The organism is Pseudomonas putida, assembly GCF_005080685.1.
GTDB classification, from domain to species: Bacteria; Pseudomonadota; Gammaproteobacteria; order Pseudomonadales; family Pseudomonadaceae; genus Aquipseudomonas; species Aquipseudomonas putida_V.
Genome location: NZ_CP039371.1, coordinates 4,148,040 through 4,167,184, shown reverse-complemented (window position 1 = coordinate 4,167,184; position 19,145 = coordinate 4,148,040). Strand labels below are relative to the sequence as shown.

Here is a 19,145-nt window from a genome sequence, read left to right as displayed (position 1 = left end):
ATCGGTCAGCAACCTAATTGGGTAATCTCCTGATATTCATGTAAAAATAATGGCTCGACAAAAGGTTTAAATTCGTCCGTTAATGAACTGGATTCATCAATGAAACTGTTGAAACGGGTGCCTCTTCCTGCCCTCAGGGTTTTCGAAGCAGCGGGCCGTACCTGCTCGTTTATCGAGGCAGCAAAGGAGCTCGATCTCTCCCCGAGCGCGGTCAGCCATGCGATTCGCAAACTGGAAGCGGCCGCCGGACTCACCCTCTTCACGCGGAACACGCGCAATACCGCCCTGACGCCAGAAGGCGCCATGCTGCTGGATCACGTTCAGCGGGGGTTTGAAGAAATGAGTCGAGGCCTTGCGATCGCGACCAACGAGCCTGCAGTACCTCTGCGTCTGCACACCGCGCCTACATTCGCCAGCCAGTGGTTGGTGCCGCGGTTAGCGAGTTTCCTGAAAGATCACCCCGGCATTGATCTGCGTATTTCGGCGAGCACGGACTATGCGCTGTTCGATAACGATGATTTCGACCTGGACATCGTCTACGGTGAGCCGAGACCTTCGCCCCATGAGAAGACGCCGCTACGCATCGAGGAGCTGACACCGCTATGTAGCCCGGAGGTCGCCAAGTACCTGCGCACCCCACAGGATTTGTATTCCCAGTTCCTGATCCAGAGCGACGGCCAGTCCATCCAGTGGAAAGGCTGGTTTGCAGCGAACGGCATGCAGCCGCCGAGTAGCTACGGTTTGGCGTTTGACAGGAGTTCCATGGGTATAGCCGCTGCGGCAGCAGGGCTGGGGGTCGTACTTGAGTCTGACCTGGTAGCCGAGCAGGAGTTGGCTAGTGGCCGCTTGGTCAGCCCGCTTCGCGATGTCAGCAATAGCGTTCGCTACGTGGGTCACTACCTGGTGCACCCACGCCGTCCTCGGCAGGCCCAGGCAGTTCACCAGCTAAAGCACTGGTTGTTCAAAGAGTTGGCCAGGAGCAGTCGACCCACGACGTGAGGTGATCTGATGAAAATTTATGTTCCTATGCTCATGGCTGCCGTCATGCTATCGGGATGTGCTGTCCAGCCTGAAAAGCCCGTGATGCAGGACGCTCAGTACGAAAGTATCGCGCTGGCATTGACCACAGGGGAGGCGTGCGCGATCGCGGGGAGGATGGACATGAACTTGGCGGCTGCCAACAGCCTGACGCTTGAGGAGCAAATTGACGAGTTTCAGTATGATCCGGCAAGGATGCATGCTGAGCGGCAACGAGCCGCTTTCGACGTCCAGCAAAAGGGTGGCGTGACACAAGCAGCGTGCAATGTCCTTACCTATGAGGTGCTCAGGACGCAGGCGGTCCGCCAGACTGCGAACGATGCAGACTTGGCGCGCAAGCGGATGGCACTGCAAATGCTGAAGATAGACAGCCGGGTGGATCTCGGACAATCGTTCATTGCCATGGCCGTACGCAAAGGCGAACCAAAGCCGGATATCAGCACTATGCAGGGGTTGCGCACAGTGCTGCAACACAGCGCCTCTGTCGCCTATTCCGACAGCGCAAGCGGCGTATACCTTTCCAAGACGTTGTTCCCTCGTATGCACCTTGGTAGCGAGTTCGAGGCCAAGGCCCACATGATCCCGGCCGAACCCGTTGGCGCCGTAGTCGCTCGGGGGCAGGCGCAGATCGGCTTCCAGCAGCTAAGTGAGCTCAAGCCAGTGAAGGGAATCGACATTGTGGGCCTCATCCCGGCCGAAGCTCAGAAGATGACCCTGTATTGCGGCGCTGTCGTCAGCAAGAGCCAGCACCATGCTGCAGCCCAGGCATTACTCGACTACCTGGCGTCACAAGAAGCCGACGCAGCCATCAAAGACAGTGGTCTGACGCCACTGGCTCACACCGCCAGTTAACGGTATAGGCCGGCAGATGGTCCAGGTCGGTGCGCATAGCTGGCTCGGTTAAACGCGCCTTGGAACAAGAATTGCTCCTCCCCTGCAAAAGCACGCACCTGGGGGAACGCAAAAATGACTCAAGACGACCGCTACTACATGATCTTCGTCGTAGTCGCCGTGCTGGTCCTGGATCTGCTGGCGACCATGATCTTCCTGAAGATCATCGCCTGACCCATTCACGGGGCGAACCGTACCCGTAACCGGGCCATCCGAACATTGGAATCGGCCCAGCCCTCATCGCATCAGACCACAAGCCACTATGCTTGCGAAACCGCGCTTGAATGGCGGTTTCGCATGCCCAGCGTAGTTTCAGCCAGGCCTGTTGGTCAGAAGCCCCAAATGCTGTGAAGGCTGCGCGACCCGCTCGATTTCATTCAGCAATACCTTCACCATCGCGCTGATGTGCTGGGCGGCGCCGATCCTTTTTCGGTCGGCCAGCATGACGCCGGTGTAGTCCAGATAGCGGGCGCATTCGAGCAGGTTCGAGGCTTCTGTCGATACGCGTTTGAGGCGCGCGCCTGGGGCGACGGTGAGCATGGGCATAGGTGGCTGGGGACTGAGCGCTGACAGTCTTTGATTGAAAGTGAGAAGGCCCATGGGGTCGTTTGCATGCATGGTGGTTTTCCGTTGGTTCTGCGGCGAGTTCTGGGGCGCTGGGGCCGCTTTGCGGCCCTTTCGCGACACGAGGCCGCTCCCACCCGTGGGGTGGGGTTGGGGGAGGGCGTCAGTGCTTTTCCTGATGGTTCATGCCCAGTTCGGCGTCATCCAAGAGGGCCTTGGCCAGGGCGCTCAAGTAGTGCGAGGCCCAGATCAGCTGGGGTTGTTCTTCCATCACGCCGGCGATGGTGAGGTCGCGTACGTAACCCAGCAATTCGGAGGCTTGTTCGCGGGCGTATTCGCAGGGGATGCCGGGGGATATGCAGAACAGCGGCTGGGTTTGGTCTTCGCCCTGGTAGAACTGGGTTTTGCCGATTGTGCGTTTGCGGTCGTTGGACATGATTTTTCTTTCCCTGAAATTTTGGGTGCCTGGGCAGGCATCATCGCCGGCAAGCCGGCTCCTACACGTGTCCACCGCCAAGCTGGGGGGATCGTGGTGGGCCGTGATTGGAACCGGCCTTAACTGCAATGTGGCCAGGCCAGGCATAACGTGATGTGGATTAGTGGAGGACTTGCTGATCCGTTCGGATCTGGACTTGGGCCAAAGCTGATTCGATCAACTTTCGCAGGCCTTCAAGTTCATGCACCGTCGTCATGATCAGCAACGCCGCCGGAGACCTGGGCTGCATCAGGGCAGCCTGGTGCGCAACGGCTTCTGCGCAGAGCGCGTAGTCCGAGGCCATCATCAGCGTGTCTTCCAGGGATTGGGGATTGGGTGGATCGGGGACTATCTTCAGCATCGTACTGTGTTCTCAATGGGGCCACCGCCGATCCGCTGTCAAACGGAAAGGTGGCAGCTGTGCATAGGTTGACAGACCGGCGAACACAGAAACCGGCGCACGCGAGCGTGCCCCATGCACAACCGCCATGAACGGCGATGCACTGTGTTTCGTGACGGCCTGTCAAAGCCGGTCGTTGATATGCAACGACCCACCGAGACTAGGATGCTGTTAGAGCGACCGCAACGAAAAACAGGCGGGCCTAGTATCTTTGGGAAACGTCCTACAAGAAAGAGCCTTAATCTGATTTCTTGTCCGATACATTTGCGTATCCGGGCAGTGACAAATCGCTGAACCATCACGCTCCCCCCACGGTCATTCAATCGACACATGCGAACGATAAGCTCGGAAAAGCAACCTTCCACGAGCTCAGTTCAACCACATGACCCGGGACTACGCATGAAGGCAATGGACACTGCTACCGCAAAACGAAAAGGCATCAAGCTCCGCGCCACGGTGATCTGTCGCCGTGATGGCGAGGTGCTGTTCGTGCGCAAGCGCAACGCCAAGTGGAACCTGCCCGGTGGTACGGTCGAGCGCAATGAAACGCCCTTGCAAGCGGCGCGGCGGGAGATGGTCGAGGAAACCGGCCTGGATTTCGACGAACTGCGCTATATCGCCGAGTACCGGGAAGAGAAGGTCATCCACTACCTGTTCGAAGCCCGTAAAACCACAGCCAAGCCTCGACCTCTGAACGAGATCGAGGCCTGTCGCTGGCTCAGGCCCAAGCAGGTAGCCAAGCGCCGGGTCAGGCGCCCGATCAGGACCATCCTCAAGCGCTGTGCATGAGGCCCCTCAGCTGAAAATGCCCAGCAGCAACGTCGCACCAATCACCGTAGAAGCGCCGCCGATACGTGTGGAAATCTGCGCGAAGGGCATCAGCGACATGCGATTGCAGGCCGAAAGAATGGCCACGTCGCCGGTGCCGCCCAAGCCGCTGTGGCAGCAAGTGACGATAGCCGACTCGATGGGGAACATCTTCAACAGGTTGCCGATGAGAAAACCTGCCGCAGTCATGGCGACCACCACCGAGGCGCAGACCAGCACGTAACCTACCGAGAACACGCTGGCCACGCTGTCGAGCGGCACGTACAGCATGCCCAGGCCGATCATCACCGGCCAGATGAACGCCGTGGAAATCAACTTGTAGAAGCGCTTGCTGCCTTTTTCCAGGCGCTCGGGCAGCACCCGCACGTACTTGAACACCACTGCCACCAGAATCATCATCACCGGGCCTGGGATGTGCACCAGCTTTTCCAGCAGCCCACCCAGCACGAAGAAGGCGCAGATCAGCAGGACGCCCGCGCCCATGTAGCGGAAGTCGATGGCGCTGTCGTCCTCGGCTTCCTCGCGGAAGAGGTCGTTTTGTGCGCGGGCGCGGATCAGTTGGCCGTCGCCGTTGAGGTGCGGTTTGCGCGCTGCCAGGCGGGCGAGGGTGCCGGCGCAGATGATCGCCACCACGTTACCCACCACCGCCGCAGGCACCAGTTGCGCCACATACTGCTCGGGCGTGCCACCGAGGATGTGCGCGTAGGCCAGCGACAGCGGCAGGATGCCTTCGCCAATGCCGCCGCCGATGATCGGCACGATGATGTAGAAGAAGGTGTGGTGCACCGAATAGCCGAAGCACACGCCCACCGCCAGGCCGGCCAGCACAGCGGCCAGGGTGCCGACTACCAGCGGCACGAACATGCGGATCATGCCCTGCACCAGGATCGTCCGGTTCATGCCGAGGATGCTGCCGACCACCAGGCTCGCGATCACGAAATAGAGGAAGTTGGCATCCTTCATCAGCATCTTCGTGGCGTCGATGGTGGTGCTGCCGAAAAAGCCGTAGTACACCAGCACCGAGGGCAGCAGCAGGCAGAGAATGGCACCCCCGCCGATGTCGCGTAGCAACGGCAGGCGCTGGCCGACCTGGCCGAGCAGCATGCCCAGGGTCATGATCACGGCCAGGCCGCCGATCATGGTCTTGGGCAGGTAGCCCAGGTGGGCGGAGAGAAAAACGATCAGGGCGATACCGAGGAAGTAGGGCAGCGGGATCACGCCGATTTCATACTCCAGCAGCGCGCTGAAGCGGCGCCGGTTCGGGACTGCATGGGTTGCGAGGGTCATGCTGAGTTCCTCTGTTTATTGTTGTGCGAGGAGGGGCTACAGGGCCAGGTTCACGTGTGTTGCCAAAGGCATGCCTAGGCTGGAGAAAATGCTATCCTTCGCCGATTCGTAAAGGAACGGCGCATCCATGCACGCTATGAACACGAATCATGAATCAACGCCGCTGCCTGATGACCTGCGCGTGTTTCTCACGGTCATTCGCATGGGCAGCTTTTCGGGGCGGCGTTGGAGCTCGACCAGTCGCCTGCCTACGTCAGCAAGCGCATCAAGATTCTCGAGGAAACCCTGGGCACCCGCCTGCTGCATCGCAGCCCTCGGCGCATCGCCTTGACCGACGCAGGCTTGCGCGCCCAGCAATGGGCGGTGCGCATCCTCGACAACCTCGATGACTTCATGGGCGACCTGAGCCAGGTGCGCAAGGCGCCCCGTGGCTTGCTGCACGTGTGCAGCAGCTTTGGCTTCGGGCGTAACTACGTGGCACCGGCCATCGCCGAGCTGTCCAGTGCCTACCCGGACCTGGAAGTGCGCCTCGATGTATACGACCGCGTCGTCGATATCGTTGCCGAAGGGTTCGACCTGGAGATTCGCGTTGGCGATGACATTCCTGGGCAGCACATCAGCCGCCAGCTGGTGGCCAACCGCAGGGTGATCTGCGCAACGCCCGAGTACCTCGAACAACGTGGCGTACCTAGCACGCTGGACGATTTGGCCGGGCATGATTGCCTGGTGCTGAAGGAGCGCAACAACCCCTTTGGCGTGTGGCAGTTGCGCTCGGGCGAGCGGGAAGAGGAGGTGCGGGTCAACGGCCGGCTCTCGTCGAACAACGGCGAGATCGTCTTGCAGTGGGCGCTCAACCACCGAGGCTTGCTGCTGCGTTCGATGTGGGATGTCAAGCCGCTGCTGGAGCAGGGGCGCTTGGTGCAGGTGCTCCACGACTACAGCCAGAGCGCCAACGTCTGGGCCGTTTACCCGACGCGCCTGGCGGACTCCGCCAAGCTGCGGGTGTGCGTGGAGTTCCTCGAAGCGAGCTTCAGCCGCCTGCGCGCCGACTGAAGCCCAACGCCGGCTCAGGCGAGCCAGGGGTTGGCTTGCAGGTGCCGGGTTTCGAAGCTGCGGATCTGTTCGCTGCGGGTGAGGGTGCTGCCGATGGCGTCGAGCCCTTGCAGCAGCGCCTGCTTGCGCAGGGTGTCGATGTCGAACGCCAGGGCGCGGCCATCGGCCAGGAGGATATGCTGCGCCTGGAGGTCGACGGCGATATGCGCGCCTTCCGCCTGGCTGACCAACTCACCCAGCTCCTTCAGCTCGGCGGGCGGCAATTGGATGGTCAACACGCCGTTGCGTTGGCAGTTATCAAAGAAGATGCCGGCGAAGGTCGTGCCGATCAGCGCGCGAATACCCAGTTGTTTCAAGCCCCACACCGCATGTTCGCGGCTCGACCCGCAGCCGAAGTTCGGCCCCACCACCAGAAATGCGCTGTGTTGCCAAGGCGCCTGGTTAAGTACGAAATCCGGGTTGGCGCTGCCGTCTTCAAGGAAGCGCAGATCGAAGAAAGCGCCACGGTCCAGGCCACTGCGGTCAATGCCCTTGAGAAACTGCTTGGGCATGATCACGTCGGTGTCCACGTTGGCGGCCAGGATGGGCGCGGCCACGCCCTCTACAAAATTGAATGGTTGCATCTCAAGCCTCCAGGACCAGTGTACGAACGTCGACCAGGTGGCCGGTTACCGCTGCGGCGGCGACCATCGCCGGGCTCATCAGATGGGTGCGGGCGCCCTGGCCCTGGCGCCCTTCGAAGTTGCGGTTGGTGCTGGATGCGCAGCGGTCGCCGGGGTTGAGCACATCGTCGTTCATGGCCAGGCACATCGAACAACCGGACTGGCGCCATTCGAAGCCTGCGTTCTTGAAGATCTCGGCCAGCCCTTCGGCTTCGGCGTGATCGCGCACTTGCGTGGAGCCGGGCACGATCATGGCGCGCACCCCCGCAGCGACCTTGCGGCCCTTGACCACCCGCGCGGCATCGCGCAGGTCCTCGATGCGCGCATTGGTGCACGAGCCGATGAACGCGTGGCTGATGCGGATGCCGCTGAGCGCAGTGCCCGGCTGCAGGTCCATGTAGCGCAGGGCGCGCTCCAGGTCGCGGCGCAGGATCAGGTCGGGCTGGGTGCTGGGGTCGGGCACGCAGCCGGTGATCGCGGCGGCCTGGTCGGGGCTGGTGCCCCAGGTGACCATCGGTTGCAGCTGCTCGACATGCATGTGCACTTCACGGTCGAACGTCGCGCCCTCGTCGGTGTAGAGGGTTTTCCACTGCGCCAACGCGGCCTGCCAGAGCTCACCCTTGGGTGCGCGGGGCTTGTCGGCGAGGTAGGCGAAGACCTTTTCATCGGGGGCCATGAACGCACCTCGCGCCCCGGCCTCGACGGCCATGTTGCAGATGGTCATGCGCGCCTCGACGCTCAGTGCACGGATGGCGGGGCCGGTGAATTCGATGGCGTAGCCGGTGGCGCCGGATGCGCCGATCTGGCGGATCAGCTCCATGATGATGTCCTTGGAAACCAGGCCCGGCCCGGGCGTGCCGTCGACCGTGACGCGCATGCTCTTGAGGCGCTTGTAGACCAGGGTCTGGGTGGCCAGCAGGTGTTCGATTTCCGAGGTGCCGATGCCGAAGCCGAAGGCGCCCAGTGCGCCGTAGGTGGTGGTGTGGCTATCGCCGGCGGCGACCACCATGCCAGGCAGGATGAAGCCCTGCTCGGGCGCGACCACGTGTTCGATGCCCTGGCGTTTGTCCAGCACGTCGAACAGCTCGATGCCGAAGTCGCGGCAGTTGCGGGTGAAGTAGTCGACCTGCAGTGCGCCCCCGGCATCGGGCATGGTGGCGACGCGTTCGGCGGCGGTGGGGTTGACGTGGTCGACCACGCACAGGGTCGCGGCGGGGCGCCATACCGTGCGCCCGGCTTCGCGCAGGCCGCTGAAGGCCTGCGGGCTGGTGTATTCGTTGGCCACCTGACGGTCGATATAGAGCAGCACATGCCCTTGATCGTCCAGTTCGCAGACGGTGTGGGAGTCGATGTGTTTCTGGTACAGCGTTCTGGGCGCTTTCATCGCTATCGGTACCCGATGTTGTTATTGGTACAGCCCGCAGGCGTCACGTTCACTGCAGGGCAGTGGTGGGGCCAGCTTAGCGAGTCCGGGAAGCGAATAAAGGTGGGGAATGGAGAGGGTTGATTCACGAATTGTGAATCAATAGAGGGTTGCAGGTTTATCGGTGTTGGCTTCTTCGCGGGTAAACCCGCTCCTACAGGATCCCGCCGATTTTGAAGGCGGTGTTGGCTTCTTCGCGGGTAAACCCGCTCCTACAGGATCCCGCCGATTTTGAAGGCGGTGTTGGCTTCTTCGCGGGTAAACCCGCTCCTACAGGATCCCGCCGATTTTGAAGGCGGTGTTGGCTTCTTCGCGGGTAAACCCGCTCCTACAGGATCCCGCCGATTTTGAAGGCGGTGTTGGCTTCTTCGCGGGCAAACCCGCTCCTACAGGATCCCGCCGATTTTGAAGGCGGTGTTGGCTTCTTCGCGGGCAAACCCGCTCCTACAGGGGCCCGCCGATTTTGAAGGCGGCGGTGTACCTGTAGGAGCGGGTTTACCCGCGAAAGGGCCAGAGAGGCCTACAACAGGATTACTTGTCGTCGCGAATGGAGAAGTTGGCCATGTGCTCCAGCCCCTTGATCAGCGCCGAGTGGTCCCAGTTGCCGCCACCCAGTGCCTGGCAGGTGTTGAACACTTGCTGGGCGTTGGAGGTATTGGGCAGGTTGATGCCTAGCTCCTTGGCGCCTTGCAATGCCAGGTTCAGGTCCTTCTGGTGCAGATTGATGCGGAAGCCCGGGTCGAAGGTGCCCTTGATCATCCGCTCGGCATGCACTTCGAGAATCTTCGACGAGGCAAAGCCACCCATCAGCGCTTCACGCACCTTGGCCGGGTCCGCGCCGTTCTTGGCGGCGAACAGCAGTGCTTCGCCCACGGCCTGGATGTTCAGGGCGACGATGATCTGGTTGGCCACCTTGGCGGTCTGCCCGTCGCCATTGCCACCGACCAGCGTGATGTTCTTGCCCATGGCCTGTAGCAGCGGCAGCGCGCGCTCGAATACCGCGGTGTCACCACCGACCATGATGCTCAGGGTCGCGGCCTTGGCGCCGACTTCGCCGCCCGATACGGGGGCGTCCAGGTAGGCAGCACCGGTGGCCTTGATCTTCTCGGCGAAGGCCTTGGTGGCGGTGGGCGAGATCGAGCTCATGTCGATCACCACCTTGTTCGGGCCCAGGCCCTGGGCAACGCCGTTGTCACCGAACAGCACCTCTTCGACCTGTGGAGTGTCGGGGAGCATGACGATGACGAATTCGGCTTCTTGCGCGACTTCCTTGGGACTGGCCAAGGCCACTGCCCCCGCGTCGGTCAGCGACGCCGGAGCGGGTTTGTGGTGGGTAGAGAGGAACAGGCTGTGACCTGCCTTTTGCAGGTTCTGAGCCATGGGGCTGCCCATGATGCCGGTGCCGATGAAACCGATTTTAGCCATGAGAGATTACCTCTTTGTATTTGTCGAATCCCGCTGGAACAGGCGCTTTGGGCCCTTTGTGGGAGCGGCCTTGCGTCGCGAAAGGGGCGCGCAGCGGCCCCAGGATTTTCGCCTCGGCAAAGAGGGCCGGGGCTGCTGCGCAGCCCAATCGCGACACAAGGCCGCTCCCACAGGGAGGCTCGAGTTGTTCGTTAGATCGCGTTGTGGGTCTTCAGCCAGCCCAGGCCCGCTTCGGTGGTGGTCTTGGGCTTGTACTCCGCGCCGATCCAACCCTGGTAGCCGATGCGGTCCAGGTGCTCGAACAGGAAGCGGTAGTTGATCTCGCCGGTCCCCGGCTCGTTGCGCCCCGGGTTGTCCGCCAACTGGATGTGGTTGATCAGGGGCAGGTTGGCTTCCATGGTCCGCGCCAGGTCACCTTCCATGATCTGCATGTGATAGATGTCGTACTGCAGGAACAGGTTGTCGCTGCCCACCTCGGCATGAATCTCCAGGGCTTGCTGGGTGGTGTTCAGGTAGAAGCCGGGGATGTCGCGGGTGTTGATCATTTCCATGACCAGGCGGATGCCGGCGGCCTTCAACTTGTCGGCGGCAAAGCGCAGGTTGTCGACGAAGGTCTTGCGCACGGTGGCGCAGTCCGGGCCTTGCGGGCGGATGCCGGCCAGGGCGTTGACCTGGGTGTTGCCCAGCACCTTGGCGTACTCGATGGCCTTGTCGACGCCTGCGCGGAATTCTTCGATGCGGTCGGGGTGGCAGGCGATGCCGCGCTCACCCTTGCCCCAGTCGCCGGCAGGGAGGTTGAACAGCACCTGGGTCAGGCCGTTGGCGTCGAGTTGTTGCTTGATCTCGGCGGCGCCGAAATCGTAGGGGAAAAGGTACTCGACGCCGCTGAAACCAGCATCGGCGGCCGCCTTGAAGCGGGCCAGGAAATCCTGTTCGGTGAACAGCATGGACAGGTTGGCAGCGAAGCGTGGCATAGGGCTCTCCTTAAAGGTCTCGAAGGGTCAGAATCGACGTCGGCGCATCGGCGGCAGTGGTCGCGAGTTCTTCGAATTCGTTGACGGCATTGATCTCGGTGCCCATGGCGATGTTGGTCACCCGCTCCAGGATGATCTCCACCACCACCGGCACCCGGTACTGCTCGGCCATGCGCTGCGCTTCACGCAGGGCAGGGCCGATGGCATGGGGCTCGAACACGCGGATGGCCTTGCAGCCCAGGCCCTCGACCACGGCGATATGATCCACGCCATAGCTGGCGGCATCATCGCACGCGTTGATGTTCTCGAATGCCAGTTGTACACAGTAATCCATGTCGAAGCCACGTTGTGCCTGGCGAATCAGCCCGAGGTAGGCGTTGTTCACCAATACGTGCACATATGGCAGGTTGAACTGCGCGCCTACCGCCAGCTCTTCGATCATGAACTGGAAGTCGTAGTCGCCCGACAGCGCCACCACCTTGCGTTGCGGGTCGGCCTTGACCACGCCGAGCGCGGCCGGAATGGTCCAGCCCAGCGGGCCGGCCTGGCCGCAGTTGATCCAGTGACGCGGCTTGTACACATGCAGGAACTGCGCGCCGGCGATCTGCGACAGGCCGATGGTGCTGACGTAGCAGGTGTCCTTGCCGAACACCTGGTTCATCTCTTCGTACACGCGCTGCGGCTTGACCGGCACGTTGTCGAAGTGGGTCTTGCGCTGCAGGCTGGCTTTGCGCTGCTGGCAGTCTTCCAGCCAGGCCTGGCGGCACTTGAGCTTGCCGGCGGCCTTCCACTCGCGGGCCACTTCGAGGAACACGTCCAGGGCGGCGCCAGCGTCGGAAACGATGCCCAGGTCCGGGGTGAACACGCGGCCGATCTGGGTCGGTTCGATGTCCACATGCACGAACTTGCGGCCTTCGGTGTACACGTCGACCGAACCGGTGTGGCGGTTGGCCCAGCGGTTGCCGATGCCGAACACCAGGTCGGATTTCAGCAGGGTGGCGTTGCCGTAGCGGTGCGAGGTCTGCAGGCCGACCATGCCGACCATCTGCGCGTGGTCGTCGGGGATGCTGCCCCAGCCCATCAGGGTCGGGATCACCGGCACGCCGGTCAGTTCGGCAAAGGCGACCAGCTTGTCGCTGGCATCGGCGTTGATGATGCCGCCACCGGCCACCAGCAGCGGGCGCTCGGCGTCGTTGAGCATGGCCAGGGCTTTTTCCGCCTGTATGCGGGTGGCCGAAGGCTTGTGCACCGGCAGCGGTTCGTAGGCGTCGATGTCGAATTCGATCTCGGCCATCTGCACGTCGAACGGCAGGTCGATCAGCACCGGGCCTGGGCGGCCAGTGCGCATCTCGAAGAAGGCCTTCTGGAAGGCATACGGCACCTGGCCGGGCTCGAGCACGGTGGTGGCCCACTTGGTCACCGGCTTGACGATGCTGGTGATGTCGACGGCCTGGAAGTCTTCCTTGTGCAGGCGTGCACGCGGGGCCTGGCCGGTGATGCAGAGGATCGGGATGGAATCGGCCGAGGCGCTGTACAGGCCGGTGACCATGTCGGTGCCGGCAGGGCCGGAGGTGCCGATGCACACACCGATGTTGCCGGGGTTGGCGCGGGTGTAGCCCTCGGCCATGTGCGAGGCGCCTTCGACGTGGCGAGCGAGGACGTGATCGATGCCGCCGACCGCCTTCATCGCTGCATAGAATGGGTTGATCGCAGCGCCGGGAATGCCGAACGCCACTTGCACGCCTTCGCGGCGCAGTACCTGAACCGCCGCCTCGATCGCTCTCATTCTGGCCATGGTGTTCTCCTGTCGGGTGGTCGATATTTTTCTTAATGAGTGCCAGCATGGAGTACGGACTGGCCTGGTTGAAGGCCGCTTGGTTAGATTCTGTCGATACCTGAGGTATGGAATGGGGCGATACGTTGAGTTGCAGAGCTTCGTGCAGGTGGCGCAAAAGGGCAGCTTCGCCGCCGCCGCGCTGGTCGAAGGCGTCACGCCGGTGATCATGGGGCGGCGCCTCGACAGCCTGGAAAAACGCCTGGGGGTGAAGCTCATGCATCGCTCCACCCGCGGCCTGAAACTGACCGCCTTGGGTGAACAGTTGCTGGAGCGGGCCAAGCAGGTGTTGCTCGATTTCGATGATCTGGAGGCGGCGATCTGCAGCAGTTCATCCCTGGTCAAGGGCAGCCTGCAGATATCGGCGCCTGCAGCGTTCGGGCGGGTGCATGTGGCCCCTCACGCACTGGGTTTCCAGCAGCGCTACCCCCACGTGAAGCTGGCCTTCAACCTGACCGACAGCGTGGTCGACCTGGTCAGCGAAGGCTACGATCTGAGCATCCGCATCGGCGAGATCCGCGACCCCAACTATGTGGCGGTGAAGCTGTTCCCCAACCGCCGGGTGGTGTGCGGCACGCCGGAGTACTTCGCCCGGCACGGCCGCCCGCAAACCCTCGAAGACCTGGCCGAGCACAACTGCCTGGCCTTCACCCTGCAAGGCGGCCAGCAACGCGGTTGGACCTTCCTGCGCGAGGGGCGGCCGGTGGCCATGAAGGTCAGCGGCAACCTGGCCTGCAACGATGGCGAGCTGCTCGCCTCGTGGATGCAGCAGGGCGTCGGTATCGGCTGGCGCTCGACCTGGGAGATCCAGGCGGCGCTCGACCAGGGCACGCTGGTCACGGTGCTCGACGAGTTCGCGCTGCCAGACTACGACATCCAGGCGGTGTGGCCGCAACAGCGCCACTTGCCAGCCAAGGTGAGGTTTTTCGTCGACTACCTTAAAGAGGTCTACAACACAGCAGGATACTGGGACGATGCCGGCGCTTGATTGCAATCCCGCGCCTGCTTGGTATATTGAATGCAAAATACAACAAGCAAACGAGGCCATTTCCATGCCGTCAGTACGTCGTCCGTTGCCCGTCAAGTTCCGCGGCCCAACGCTGCTGGAAACCCCATTGTTGAACAAAGGTACTGCCTTTTCGGCGAGTGAGCGCGAGCAGTTTCACCTGCTCGGCCTGCTCCCAGCCCACGTCGAGACGCTGGAGCAACAGGTGGCCAGGTGTTATCGGCAGTTCAGCGAGGCGCCCGGCAATCTGGAAAAGCACGTCTACCTGCGCTCGGTCCAGGACCGCAACGAAACCCTCTACTACAAGCTGGTGGAAACCCATCTCGAAGAGATGCTGCCGATCATCTACACCCCAACCGTCGGCAAGGCCTGTCAGGAATTTTCCCGCATTTACCGCAGCTACCGTGGCGTTTTCATTTCCTACGACGACCGCGACCGTATCGACGAAATCCTCAACAACGTCACCAAGGACAAGGTCAAGGTGATCGTCGTCAGTGACTGCGAACGCATCCTCGGCCTTGGCGACCAGGGTGTGGGCGGCATGGGCATTCCGATCGGCAAGCTGTCGCTGTACACCGCCTGCGGCGGCATCAGCCCGGCCTACACGTTGCCGGTGGTACTCGACGTCGGCACCGGCAACAGCACCCTGCTCGAAGACCCCGAGTACTTCGGCCTCAAGCAGCCACGGGTGCGTGGCGCCGACTACGACGCGTTTCTCCAGGCCTTCGTCGACGCTGTGCAAAAGCGCTGGCCCGATGCCTTGCTGCAGTTCGAGGACTTCGCCCTGACCACCGCCATGCCGCTGCTGGCGCGCTACCGCGACAAGGTGTGCTGCTTCAACGACGATATCCAGGGGACCGCTGCAGTCACCGTCGGCACCTTGCTGGCGGCCTGCAAGATCAAGGGCGAACCGCTGTCGCGTCAGACCATCGCCTTCGTCGGCGCAGGTTCCGCTGGCTGTGGCATCGCCGAGCAGATCATCCAGGCCATGGTCGAGGAGGGGCTGAGCGACGCCCAGGCGCGCAGCCAGGTATTCCTGCTCAACAGCAAGGGCCTGCTCACCGACCGCCAGGAAGGGCTGTACGACTTCCAGAAGCGCCTGTCGCACCCGACGGCGTCGCTGGCCCAGTGGGGCTACCAGGGCGACTGGCCGAACCTGCAGGAAGTGGTGGCCAATGCCCGGCCGACGGTGTTGATCGGCGTGTCGGGCAAGGCCGGGCTGTTCACCGAGGACGTCATCACCACGTTGTACAAGGGCTGCGCCAAGCCGATCGTGATGCCGCTGTCCAACCCCACTTCGCAGATCGAGGCGCATCCGGCCGACATCCTGCGCTGGACCGACTGCCAGGCGCTGGTGGCCACCGGCAGCCCATTCCAGCCGGTCGAAGTGGACGGGCGCACTTTCCGCATCGCCCAGTGCAACAACTCGTACATCTTCCCCGGGGTCGGCCTGGGCGTGATTGCCAGCAAGGCGCGGCGAGTCACCGAGCGCATGTTGATGGCCTCGGCCAGGGCGTTGGCTGCCAGCGCACAGGCGGGTGAGATGCTGCCGCCGATGAACGAGGTGCAGCGGGTGAGCAAGGATATCGCCCTGGCCGTGGCCCTCGAGGCGTGCGCCGAAGGCGTGGCGCCACAACAGGAGGAAGCGGCGCTGCGCGAGGCGATCGCAGCGACGTTCTGGGAGCCGAAGTACCGCGACTACGTCACCGCCTGACAGCAAGCGGCGCCACACGAATGTCCTGTGGCGCCGCAGGCTTGTCCGTTCAGCGGTGTGGCCGGTTAATCATTGGATGTCGAGTGTTACCGGTGGCAACCCTTCGATCACGCCGGCGACTTTTCCCTGGGTTTTGGGGATGTACATGCCGGTGAACGAACCGGTGGTGATCACCAGGTCCTTCGACAGCGTGCGCCCCTGGCCGGTGTGGTGGTTGACCAGCCACGGCAGTAGCCGGCGCGGGTCGCCCGCCGGGTTCGCGGCGGTTCCCGGCACGATGCTCTGGTCGTTGAACAGGAACTCGAGCGAAGGTTGGGCGAAGGGGAAATCTGCCCGGTAGGGCACGAACGCCCCGACTATCAACGCGCCGTGATTGAGCAGGTCGGCCAATTGGGTCAGGGGCTCGACCTTCGGCCAGGCGGCAAAACGGCTAGCGACGATTTCCACGGCTGCGGCCATTTCGCCGATGCTGCCGAGCACTTCCTCGTCGCTGTACGCTTGCTCACGCGGGGCGAAGTCGCGGTTGAAGCGAAAGGCGATTTCCAGCTCCAGCGCCGCTGGCGCGTAATCGGTCCGCTTGAACGAAGCCGCCTGGGTGTGGACGCACTCGGCGGGCAGGGGCGAGCCCTGGACCGGCCCGGTGTGAGATTTCGAGCCGATCTTCCAGCCGCCAGGGGTGATGCCACGCAGGTCGAAGATCGCTTGCTGGGTCTGGTAGGCCGCCGTGAAGTCCTTTGGATAAAGCGCCTCGTCGAGTTCCCCCAATGCATTGCCCTGGCGCTGCGCATCGACGATCAATTGCGCCAGGCGCGTGGGATTGACTGCTGTATTCAAGGTGTCGCTCCTTTTCAAGCGCCCGCGCCTGACGCGCGGGCTCATTGCTCATTTGCCAATGGCGGGAGAGGGTTGCGCGTCGCTGGCAGGTGCCAGCGGCGGCTTGGCATACTCGAACTTGTTCTGCGGCTTCATGCGGAACGACAGTATCACGCCGATCCCTAGCAGGATGATGCTGACCAGAAACGGCAGCTGCCAGTTGTCGAAGGTGTCGATCAGCATACCCGATGCCACCGGGCTGATGATCGCGGCCATGGCGGAACCGGTGTTCATCATGCCGCTGGCGGTGCCGGAGTGGTCGGGGGCGATGTCCATGGGGATGGCCCACATCGGGCCGATGGTCATTTCCGAGAAGAAGAAACCAATGGCCAGGCATGCCAGGGACACGTGCAGGTTGGTGGTGAACATCAGCGGCAGCAGCGACAGCAGCGTCAGGCTGAGGCAGATGGCGACCATGCGGCTGCGGGCCTTGTTCAGGTCCTGGGTCTTGGCGTAGATGCGGTCGCTGACGATACCGCCCAGCGTGTCGCCGACCACGCCGCCGAAGAACACGGCGGAGGCGAAGATGGCGGTGCCCTTGAGGTCCAGGCCCAGGTTCATGAAGTACATCGGCACCCAGCTCAGCAGCAGCCAGAGCGTCCAGCCGTAGCAGAAGTAGACGATGGTCACGGGTGCCATGCGCCTGAACAGGCGCCCCCACGGCAAGGGTTGCTTGCTTTTGCTGCGCAGCCCCGGCAGTGAGTCCAGCTCCTCTTGCGAGATGCGCGGATGGTTCTTCGGCGAGTCGGTGAACACCAGCGCCCAGAGAGCGACCCAGACGAAGCTGATGATGGCGCAGGCATAGAACGACTCGCGCCAGCCGTAGGCGGCCATGATCGCGACCATCGCTGCCGGCGCCAGGGCATTGCCGAGCCTTGCGAAAGCATGGGTGATGCCCTGGGCGAAGCCGCGTTTTTCCTTGGGTACCCAGCGTGACATGGCAGCCGTGGCTGCAGGGAAGGTCGCACCCTCGCCAAGGCCGAGCAGCACCCGGGCGACGATCAGCGAAACGAAGCCACCGGCAAGGCCGGTCATGAACGTGCCGGCCGCCCAGATGATGCCGCAGACCACCAGGGTTCGCTTGGCACCGAAGCGGTCACTGACCCAGCCGCCGATGATCTGGAAGATCAGGTAGGGATAGGCGAAGGCAGAAAAGACGAAGCCGATCTCGGTCTTGCTGAGTCCGAATTCAGGGCCGAAACCTACAGCGGCAGTACTGACGTTGACCCGGTCCAGGTAGGTGATGAAGTACATGGCGCACAGCATGAACAGCACCACGGTGGTGGGGCGCAGACGAAAAAACTTCATGGTCTATCTCCAATTTCTTATTGTTCTCGCCGACAACGCGAGGATTCGGGATAGTCAGTCGTTCATGGCACTGCGGCAGTGCCGCAGTGCGCTTCACTGCGAGGGGCCAGTCATTCGCGGCGCAGTGGCACCGCTTGCGCACCCAGGTAGTCCATTGCCGCCAGCACGCCACTCGATTTCAGTTTAACGCCCGCCAGCTGCAAGCCCATTTCGCAGCCGGTCAGGGTTGCCATCAGCGTCAGGTCGTTGCAGTCGCCCAGGTGGCCGATGCGAAACATGCGCCCCTTCATCTTGCCAAGGCCCGTGCCCAGCGACATGTCGAAGCGTTCGTAGATCACCTTGCGCACGGCGTCGGCGTCGACGCCTTCAGGGGTCATGACGCCGGTCAGCACGGGGCTGTACACGCGCGGGTCGGCGCACTGGATGTCCAGCCCCCAGGCGTTGACCGCGCTGCGGCAGGCCTGGGCGAGGCGTTGATGACGGCTGAAGACGTTGTCCAGGCCTTCGCCGAGGATCATGTCCAGGGCTTCGGCCAGGCCGTACAGCAGGTTGGTGTTGGGCGTGTAGGGCCAGTAGCCGGTCTTGTTCATCTCGATGATTTCGTCCCAGCCCCAGAAGCTGCGTGGCAGTTTCGCCTGCTTGCTGGCTTCTATGGCTTTGGGCGACAGGGCATTGAAGCTGATGCCCGGCGGCAGCATCAGGCCCTTTTGCGAGCCGGACACCGTGACGTCCACGCCCCATTCGTCATGGCGATAGTCCGCCGAGGCCAGGCCGGAAATGGTGTCGACCAGCAGCAGGGCGGGGTGGCCCGCCGCATCGATGGCCTTGCGCACGGCGGCGATGTCGGAGGTCACGCCGGTGCTGGTCTCGTTGTGCACCACGCACACCGCCTTGATGCGCTGGCCACTGTCGGCGCGCAGGTGGGCCTCGATCATCGCGGCATCGACGCCACCGCGCCAGCCCTCGATCCCCGGCCGGCCGATGAACTGCGGCTTGAGGCCCAGGTTCACGGCCATCTTCTGCCACAGCGTGGCGAAGTGCCCGGTTTCGAACATCAGCACTTCATCGCCGGCGCTCAGGGTGTTGCACAGCGCCGCTTCCCAGGCGCCGGTGCCCGACGCCGGGTAGATGACCACCGGGTGCACGGTCTTGAAGATCTTCTTGATGCCGTCGAGCACCTTGAGCCCGAGTTCGCCGAACTCCGGGCCGCGGTGGTCGATGGTGGGGTAGCTCATGGCCCGCAGGATGCGATCCGGTACCGGGCTGGGCCCAGGAATCTGCAGGAAGTGGCGGCCGGCAGGATGGAAGTCGAGCGTGAGCATGGGTGTCTCCTTTTGTTTTTGTATTTTGAATGCAATATACAATAGCAGCCGGTCGAACCTCGTCAAAC

General features: G+C 62.6%; 17 protein-coding genes and 1 pseudogene. 6 read left to right on the top strand and 12 right to left on the bottom strand.

Annotation, left to right across the window (positions count from 1 at the left end):
- The first annotated feature begins 99 nt into the window (after positions 1–99).
- Together E6B08_RS19055 and E6B08_RS31185 are read left to right on the top strand one after the other, a co-directional pair.
- Entirely contained in the window at positions 100–999 is a 900-nt protein-coding gene (locus E6B08_RS19055) for a LysR substrate-binding domain-containing protein (protein ID WP_136915471.1), read from the top strand.
- A 9-nt stretch (positions 1,000–1,008) separates the two neighbouring features.
- Positions 1,009–1,890 carry a substrate-binding domain-containing protein gene (locus tag E6B08_RS31185; protein WP_238349240.1) on the top strand — a complete coding sequence of 294 codons (882 nt, stop codon included), beginning with the start codon at positions 1,009–1,011 and terminating at the stop codon, positions 1,888–1,890.
- Between the two features lie 351 nt (positions 1,891–2,241).
- On the opposite strand, the gene E6B08_RS19045 is transcribed toward E6B08_RS31185, so the two are convergent.
- The 3 genes from E6B08_RS19045 to E6B08_RS19035 all read right to left on the bottom strand — a co-directional run bounded on the left by E6B08_RS19045 (position 2,242) and on the right by E6B08_RS19035 (position 3,329).
- A complete protein-coding gene (locus E6B08_RS19045) occupies positions 2,242–2,547 on the bottom strand; it encodes a hypothetical protein (protein WP_136915470.1) in 306 nt (101 codons plus the stop codon).
- A 109-nt stretch (positions 2,548–2,656) separates the two neighbouring features.
- Positions 2,657–2,929, bottom strand: coding sequence for a DUF3077 domain-containing protein (locus tag E6B08_RS19040; protein ID WP_136915469.1), 273 nt, complete (start codon positions 2,927–2,929; stop codon positions 2,657–2,659).
- A 160-nt stretch (positions 2,930–3,089) separates the two neighbouring features.
- Positions 3,090–3,329, bottom strand: coding sequence for a hypothetical protein (locus tag E6B08_RS19035; RefSeq protein ID WP_136915468.1), 240 nt, complete (start codon positions 3,327–3,329; stop codon positions 3,090–3,092).
- Between the two features lie 438 nt (positions 3,330–3,767).
- Between E6B08_RS19035 and E6B08_RS19030 the strand changes: the two genes are divergently transcribed.
- Positions 3,768–4,157, top strand: a complete 390-nt coding sequence (locus E6B08_RS19030) for an NUDIX hydrolase (protein ID WP_136915467.1) — start codon at positions 3,768–3,770, stop codon at positions 4,155–4,157.
- A gap of 6 nt (positions 4,158–4,163) precedes the next feature.
- On the opposite strand, the gene E6B08_RS19025 is transcribed toward E6B08_RS19030, so the two are convergent.
- Positions 4,164–5,483 (bottom strand): 2-hydroxycarboxylate transporter family protein, encoded by a 1,320-nt coding sequence (locus E6B08_RS19025; protein WP_136915466.1) that lies wholly within the window; start codon positions 5,481–5,483, stop codon positions 4,164–4,166.
- A 136-nt stretch (positions 5,484–5,619) separates the two neighbouring features.
- On the opposite strand from E6B08_RS19025, the pseudogene E6B08_RS19020 reads away from it, so the two are divergent.
- A pseudogene (locus E6B08_RS19020) lies at positions 5,620–6,536 on the top strand (LysR substrate-binding domain-containing protein).
- Between the two features lie 14 nt (positions 6,537–6,550).
- Here E6B08_RS19020 and leuD read toward each other — a convergent pair.
- The 5 genes from leuD to gcl all read right to left on the bottom strand — a co-directional run bounded on the left by leuD (position 6,551) and on the right by gcl (position 12,815).
- On the bottom strand, positions 6,551–7,159 hold the full coding sequence (leuD, locus tag E6B08_RS19015; protein WP_136915465.1) for a 3-isopropylmalate dehydratase small subunit: 609 nt from the start codon (positions 7,157–7,159) through the stop codon (positions 6,551–6,553).
- 1 nt (position 7,160) lies between these two features.
- Positions 7,161–8,582, bottom strand: a complete 1,422-nt coding sequence (gene leuC / locus E6B08_RS19010; protein ID WP_136915464.1) for a 3-isopropylmalate dehydratase large subunit — start codon at positions 8,580–8,582, stop codon at positions 7,161–7,163.
- Between the two features lie 570 nt (positions 8,583–9,152).
- Positions 9,153–10,046 carry a 2-hydroxy-3-oxopropionate reductase gene (locus E6B08_RS19005; protein ID WP_136915463.1) on the bottom strand — a complete coding sequence of 298 codons (894 nt, stop codon included), beginning with the start codon at positions 10,044–10,046 and terminating at the stop codon, positions 9,153–9,155.
- 191 nt (positions 10,047–10,237) lie between these two features.
- Complete coding sequence (hyi, locus tag E6B08_RS19000) at positions 10,238–11,020, bottom strand: hydroxypyruvate isomerase (RefSeq protein ID WP_136915462.1); 783 nt, start codon at positions 11,018–11,020, stop codon at positions 10,238–10,240.
- Positions 11,021–11,030: 10 nt separating this feature from the next.
- A complete protein-coding gene (gene gcl, locus E6B08_RS18995; RefSeq protein ID WP_136915461.1) occupies positions 11,031–12,815 on the bottom strand; it encodes a glyoxylate carboligase in 1,785 nt (594 codons plus the stop codon).
- A 112-nt stretch (positions 12,816–12,927) separates the two neighbouring features.
- Here gcl and E6B08_RS18990 point away from each other — a divergent pair, with 112 nt between their 5' ends.
- Positions 12,928–13,842: a LysR family transcriptional regulator gene (locus E6B08_RS18990; RefSeq protein WP_136915460.1), complete on the top strand. Its 915-nt coding sequence runs from the start codon at positions 12,928–12,930 to the stop codon at positions 13,840–13,842.
- A gap of 64 nt (positions 13,843–13,906) precedes the next feature.
- Positions 13,907–15,574 (top strand): NAD-dependent malic enzyme, encoded by a 1,668-nt coding sequence (locus tag E6B08_RS18985; protein ID WP_136915459.1) that lies wholly within the window; start codon positions 13,907–13,909, stop codon positions 15,572–15,574.
- A gap of 69 nt (positions 15,575–15,643) precedes the next feature.
- On the opposite strand, the gene E6B08_RS18980 is transcribed toward E6B08_RS18985, so the two are convergent.
- The 3 genes from E6B08_RS18980 to E6B08_RS18970 form a co-directional block, all read right to left on the bottom strand.
- Positions 15,644–16,408, bottom strand: a complete 765-nt coding sequence (locus E6B08_RS18980; RefSeq protein ID WP_202877475.1) for a 2-keto-4-pentenoate hydratase — start codon at positions 16,406–16,408, stop codon at positions 15,644–15,646.
- Positions 16,409–16,456: 48 nt separating this feature from the next.
- The gene (locus E6B08_RS18975) at positions 16,457–17,755 is read right to left on the bottom strand and encodes an MFS transporter (protein WP_136915457.1); all 1,299 of its coding nucleotides are present in this window, start codon (positions 17,753–17,755) and stop codon (positions 16,457–16,459) included.
- 110 nt (positions 17,756–17,865) lie between these two features.
- The gene (locus tag E6B08_RS18970) at positions 17,866–19,077 is read right to left on the bottom strand and encodes a pyridoxal-phosphate-dependent aminotransferase family protein (RefSeq protein ID WP_136915456.1); all 1,212 of its coding nucleotides are present in this window, start codon (positions 19,075–19,077) and stop codon (positions 17,866–17,868) included.
- Positions 19,078–19,145 lie beyond the last annotated feature (68 nt).

What these genes read in the sequence shown, in the direction of transcription:
- E6B08_RS19055 (WP_136915471.1), top strand. Translation starts at nt 100, where the DNA reads ATGAAACTGTTGAAACGGGTGCCTCTTCCTGCCCTCAGGGTTTTCGAA.
- E6B08_RS18975 (WP_136915457.1), bottom strand. Translation starts at nt 17,755, where the DNA reads ATGAAGTTTTTTCGTCTGCGCCCCACCACCGTGGTGCTGTTCATGCTG.
- gcl (WP_136915461.1), bottom strand. Translation starts at nt 12,815, where the DNA reads ATGGCCAGAATGAGAGCGATCGAGGCGGCGGTTCAGGTACTGCGCCGC.
- E6B08_RS18990 (WP_136915460.1), top strand. Translation starts at nt 12,928, where the DNA reads ATGGGGCGATACGTTGAGTTGCAGAGCTTCGTGCAGGTGGCGCAAAAG.
- E6B08_RS31185 (WP_238349240.1), top strand. Translation starts at nt 1,009, where the DNA reads ATGAAAATTTATGTTCCTATGCTCATGGCTGCCGTCATGCTATCGGGA.
- E6B08_RS19005 (WP_136915463.1), bottom strand. Translation starts at nt 10,046, where the DNA reads ATGGCTAAAATCGGTTTCATCGGCACCGGCATCATGGGCAGCCCCATG.
- leuD (WP_136915465.1), bottom strand. Translation starts at nt 7,159, where the DNA reads ATGCAACCATTCAATTTTGTAGAGGGCGTGGCCGCGCCCATCCTGGCC.
- E6B08_RS18985 (WP_136915459.1), top strand. Translation starts at nt 13,907, where the DNA reads ATGCCGTCAGTACGTCGTCCGTTGCCCGTCAAGTTCCGCGGCCCAACG.
- E6B08_RS18970 (WP_136915456.1), bottom strand. Translation starts at nt 19,077, where the DNA reads ATGCTCACGCTCGACTTCCATCCTGCCGGCCGCCACTTCCTGCAGATT.
- E6B08_RS19045 (WP_136915470.1), bottom strand. Translation starts at nt 2,547, where the DNA reads ATGCATGCAAACGACCCCATGGGCCTTCTCACTTTCAATCAAAGACTG.
- E6B08_RS19030 (WP_136915467.1), top strand. Translation starts at nt 3,768, where the DNA reads ATGAAGGCAATGGACACTGCTACCGCAAAACGAAAAGGCATCAAGCTC.
- E6B08_RS19035 (WP_136915468.1), bottom strand. Translation starts at nt 3,329, where the DNA reads ATGCTGAAGATAGTCCCCGATCCACCCAATCCCCAATCCCTGGAAGAC.
- E6B08_RS19025 (WP_136915466.1), bottom strand. Translation starts at nt 5,483, where the DNA reads ATGACCCTCGCAACCCATGCAGTCCCGAACCGGCGCCGCTTCAGCGCG.
- leuC (WP_136915464.1), bottom strand. Translation starts at nt 8,582, where the DNA reads ATGAAAGCGCCCAGAACGCTGTACCAGAAACACATCGACTCCCACACC.
- hyi (WP_136915462.1), bottom strand. Translation starts at nt 11,020, where the DNA reads ATGCCACGCTTCGCTGCCAACCTGTCCATGCTGTTCACCGAACAGGAT.
- E6B08_RS19040 (WP_136915469.1), bottom strand. Translation starts at nt 2,929, where the DNA reads ATGTCCAACGACCGCAAACGCACAATCGGCAAAACCCAGTTCTACCAG.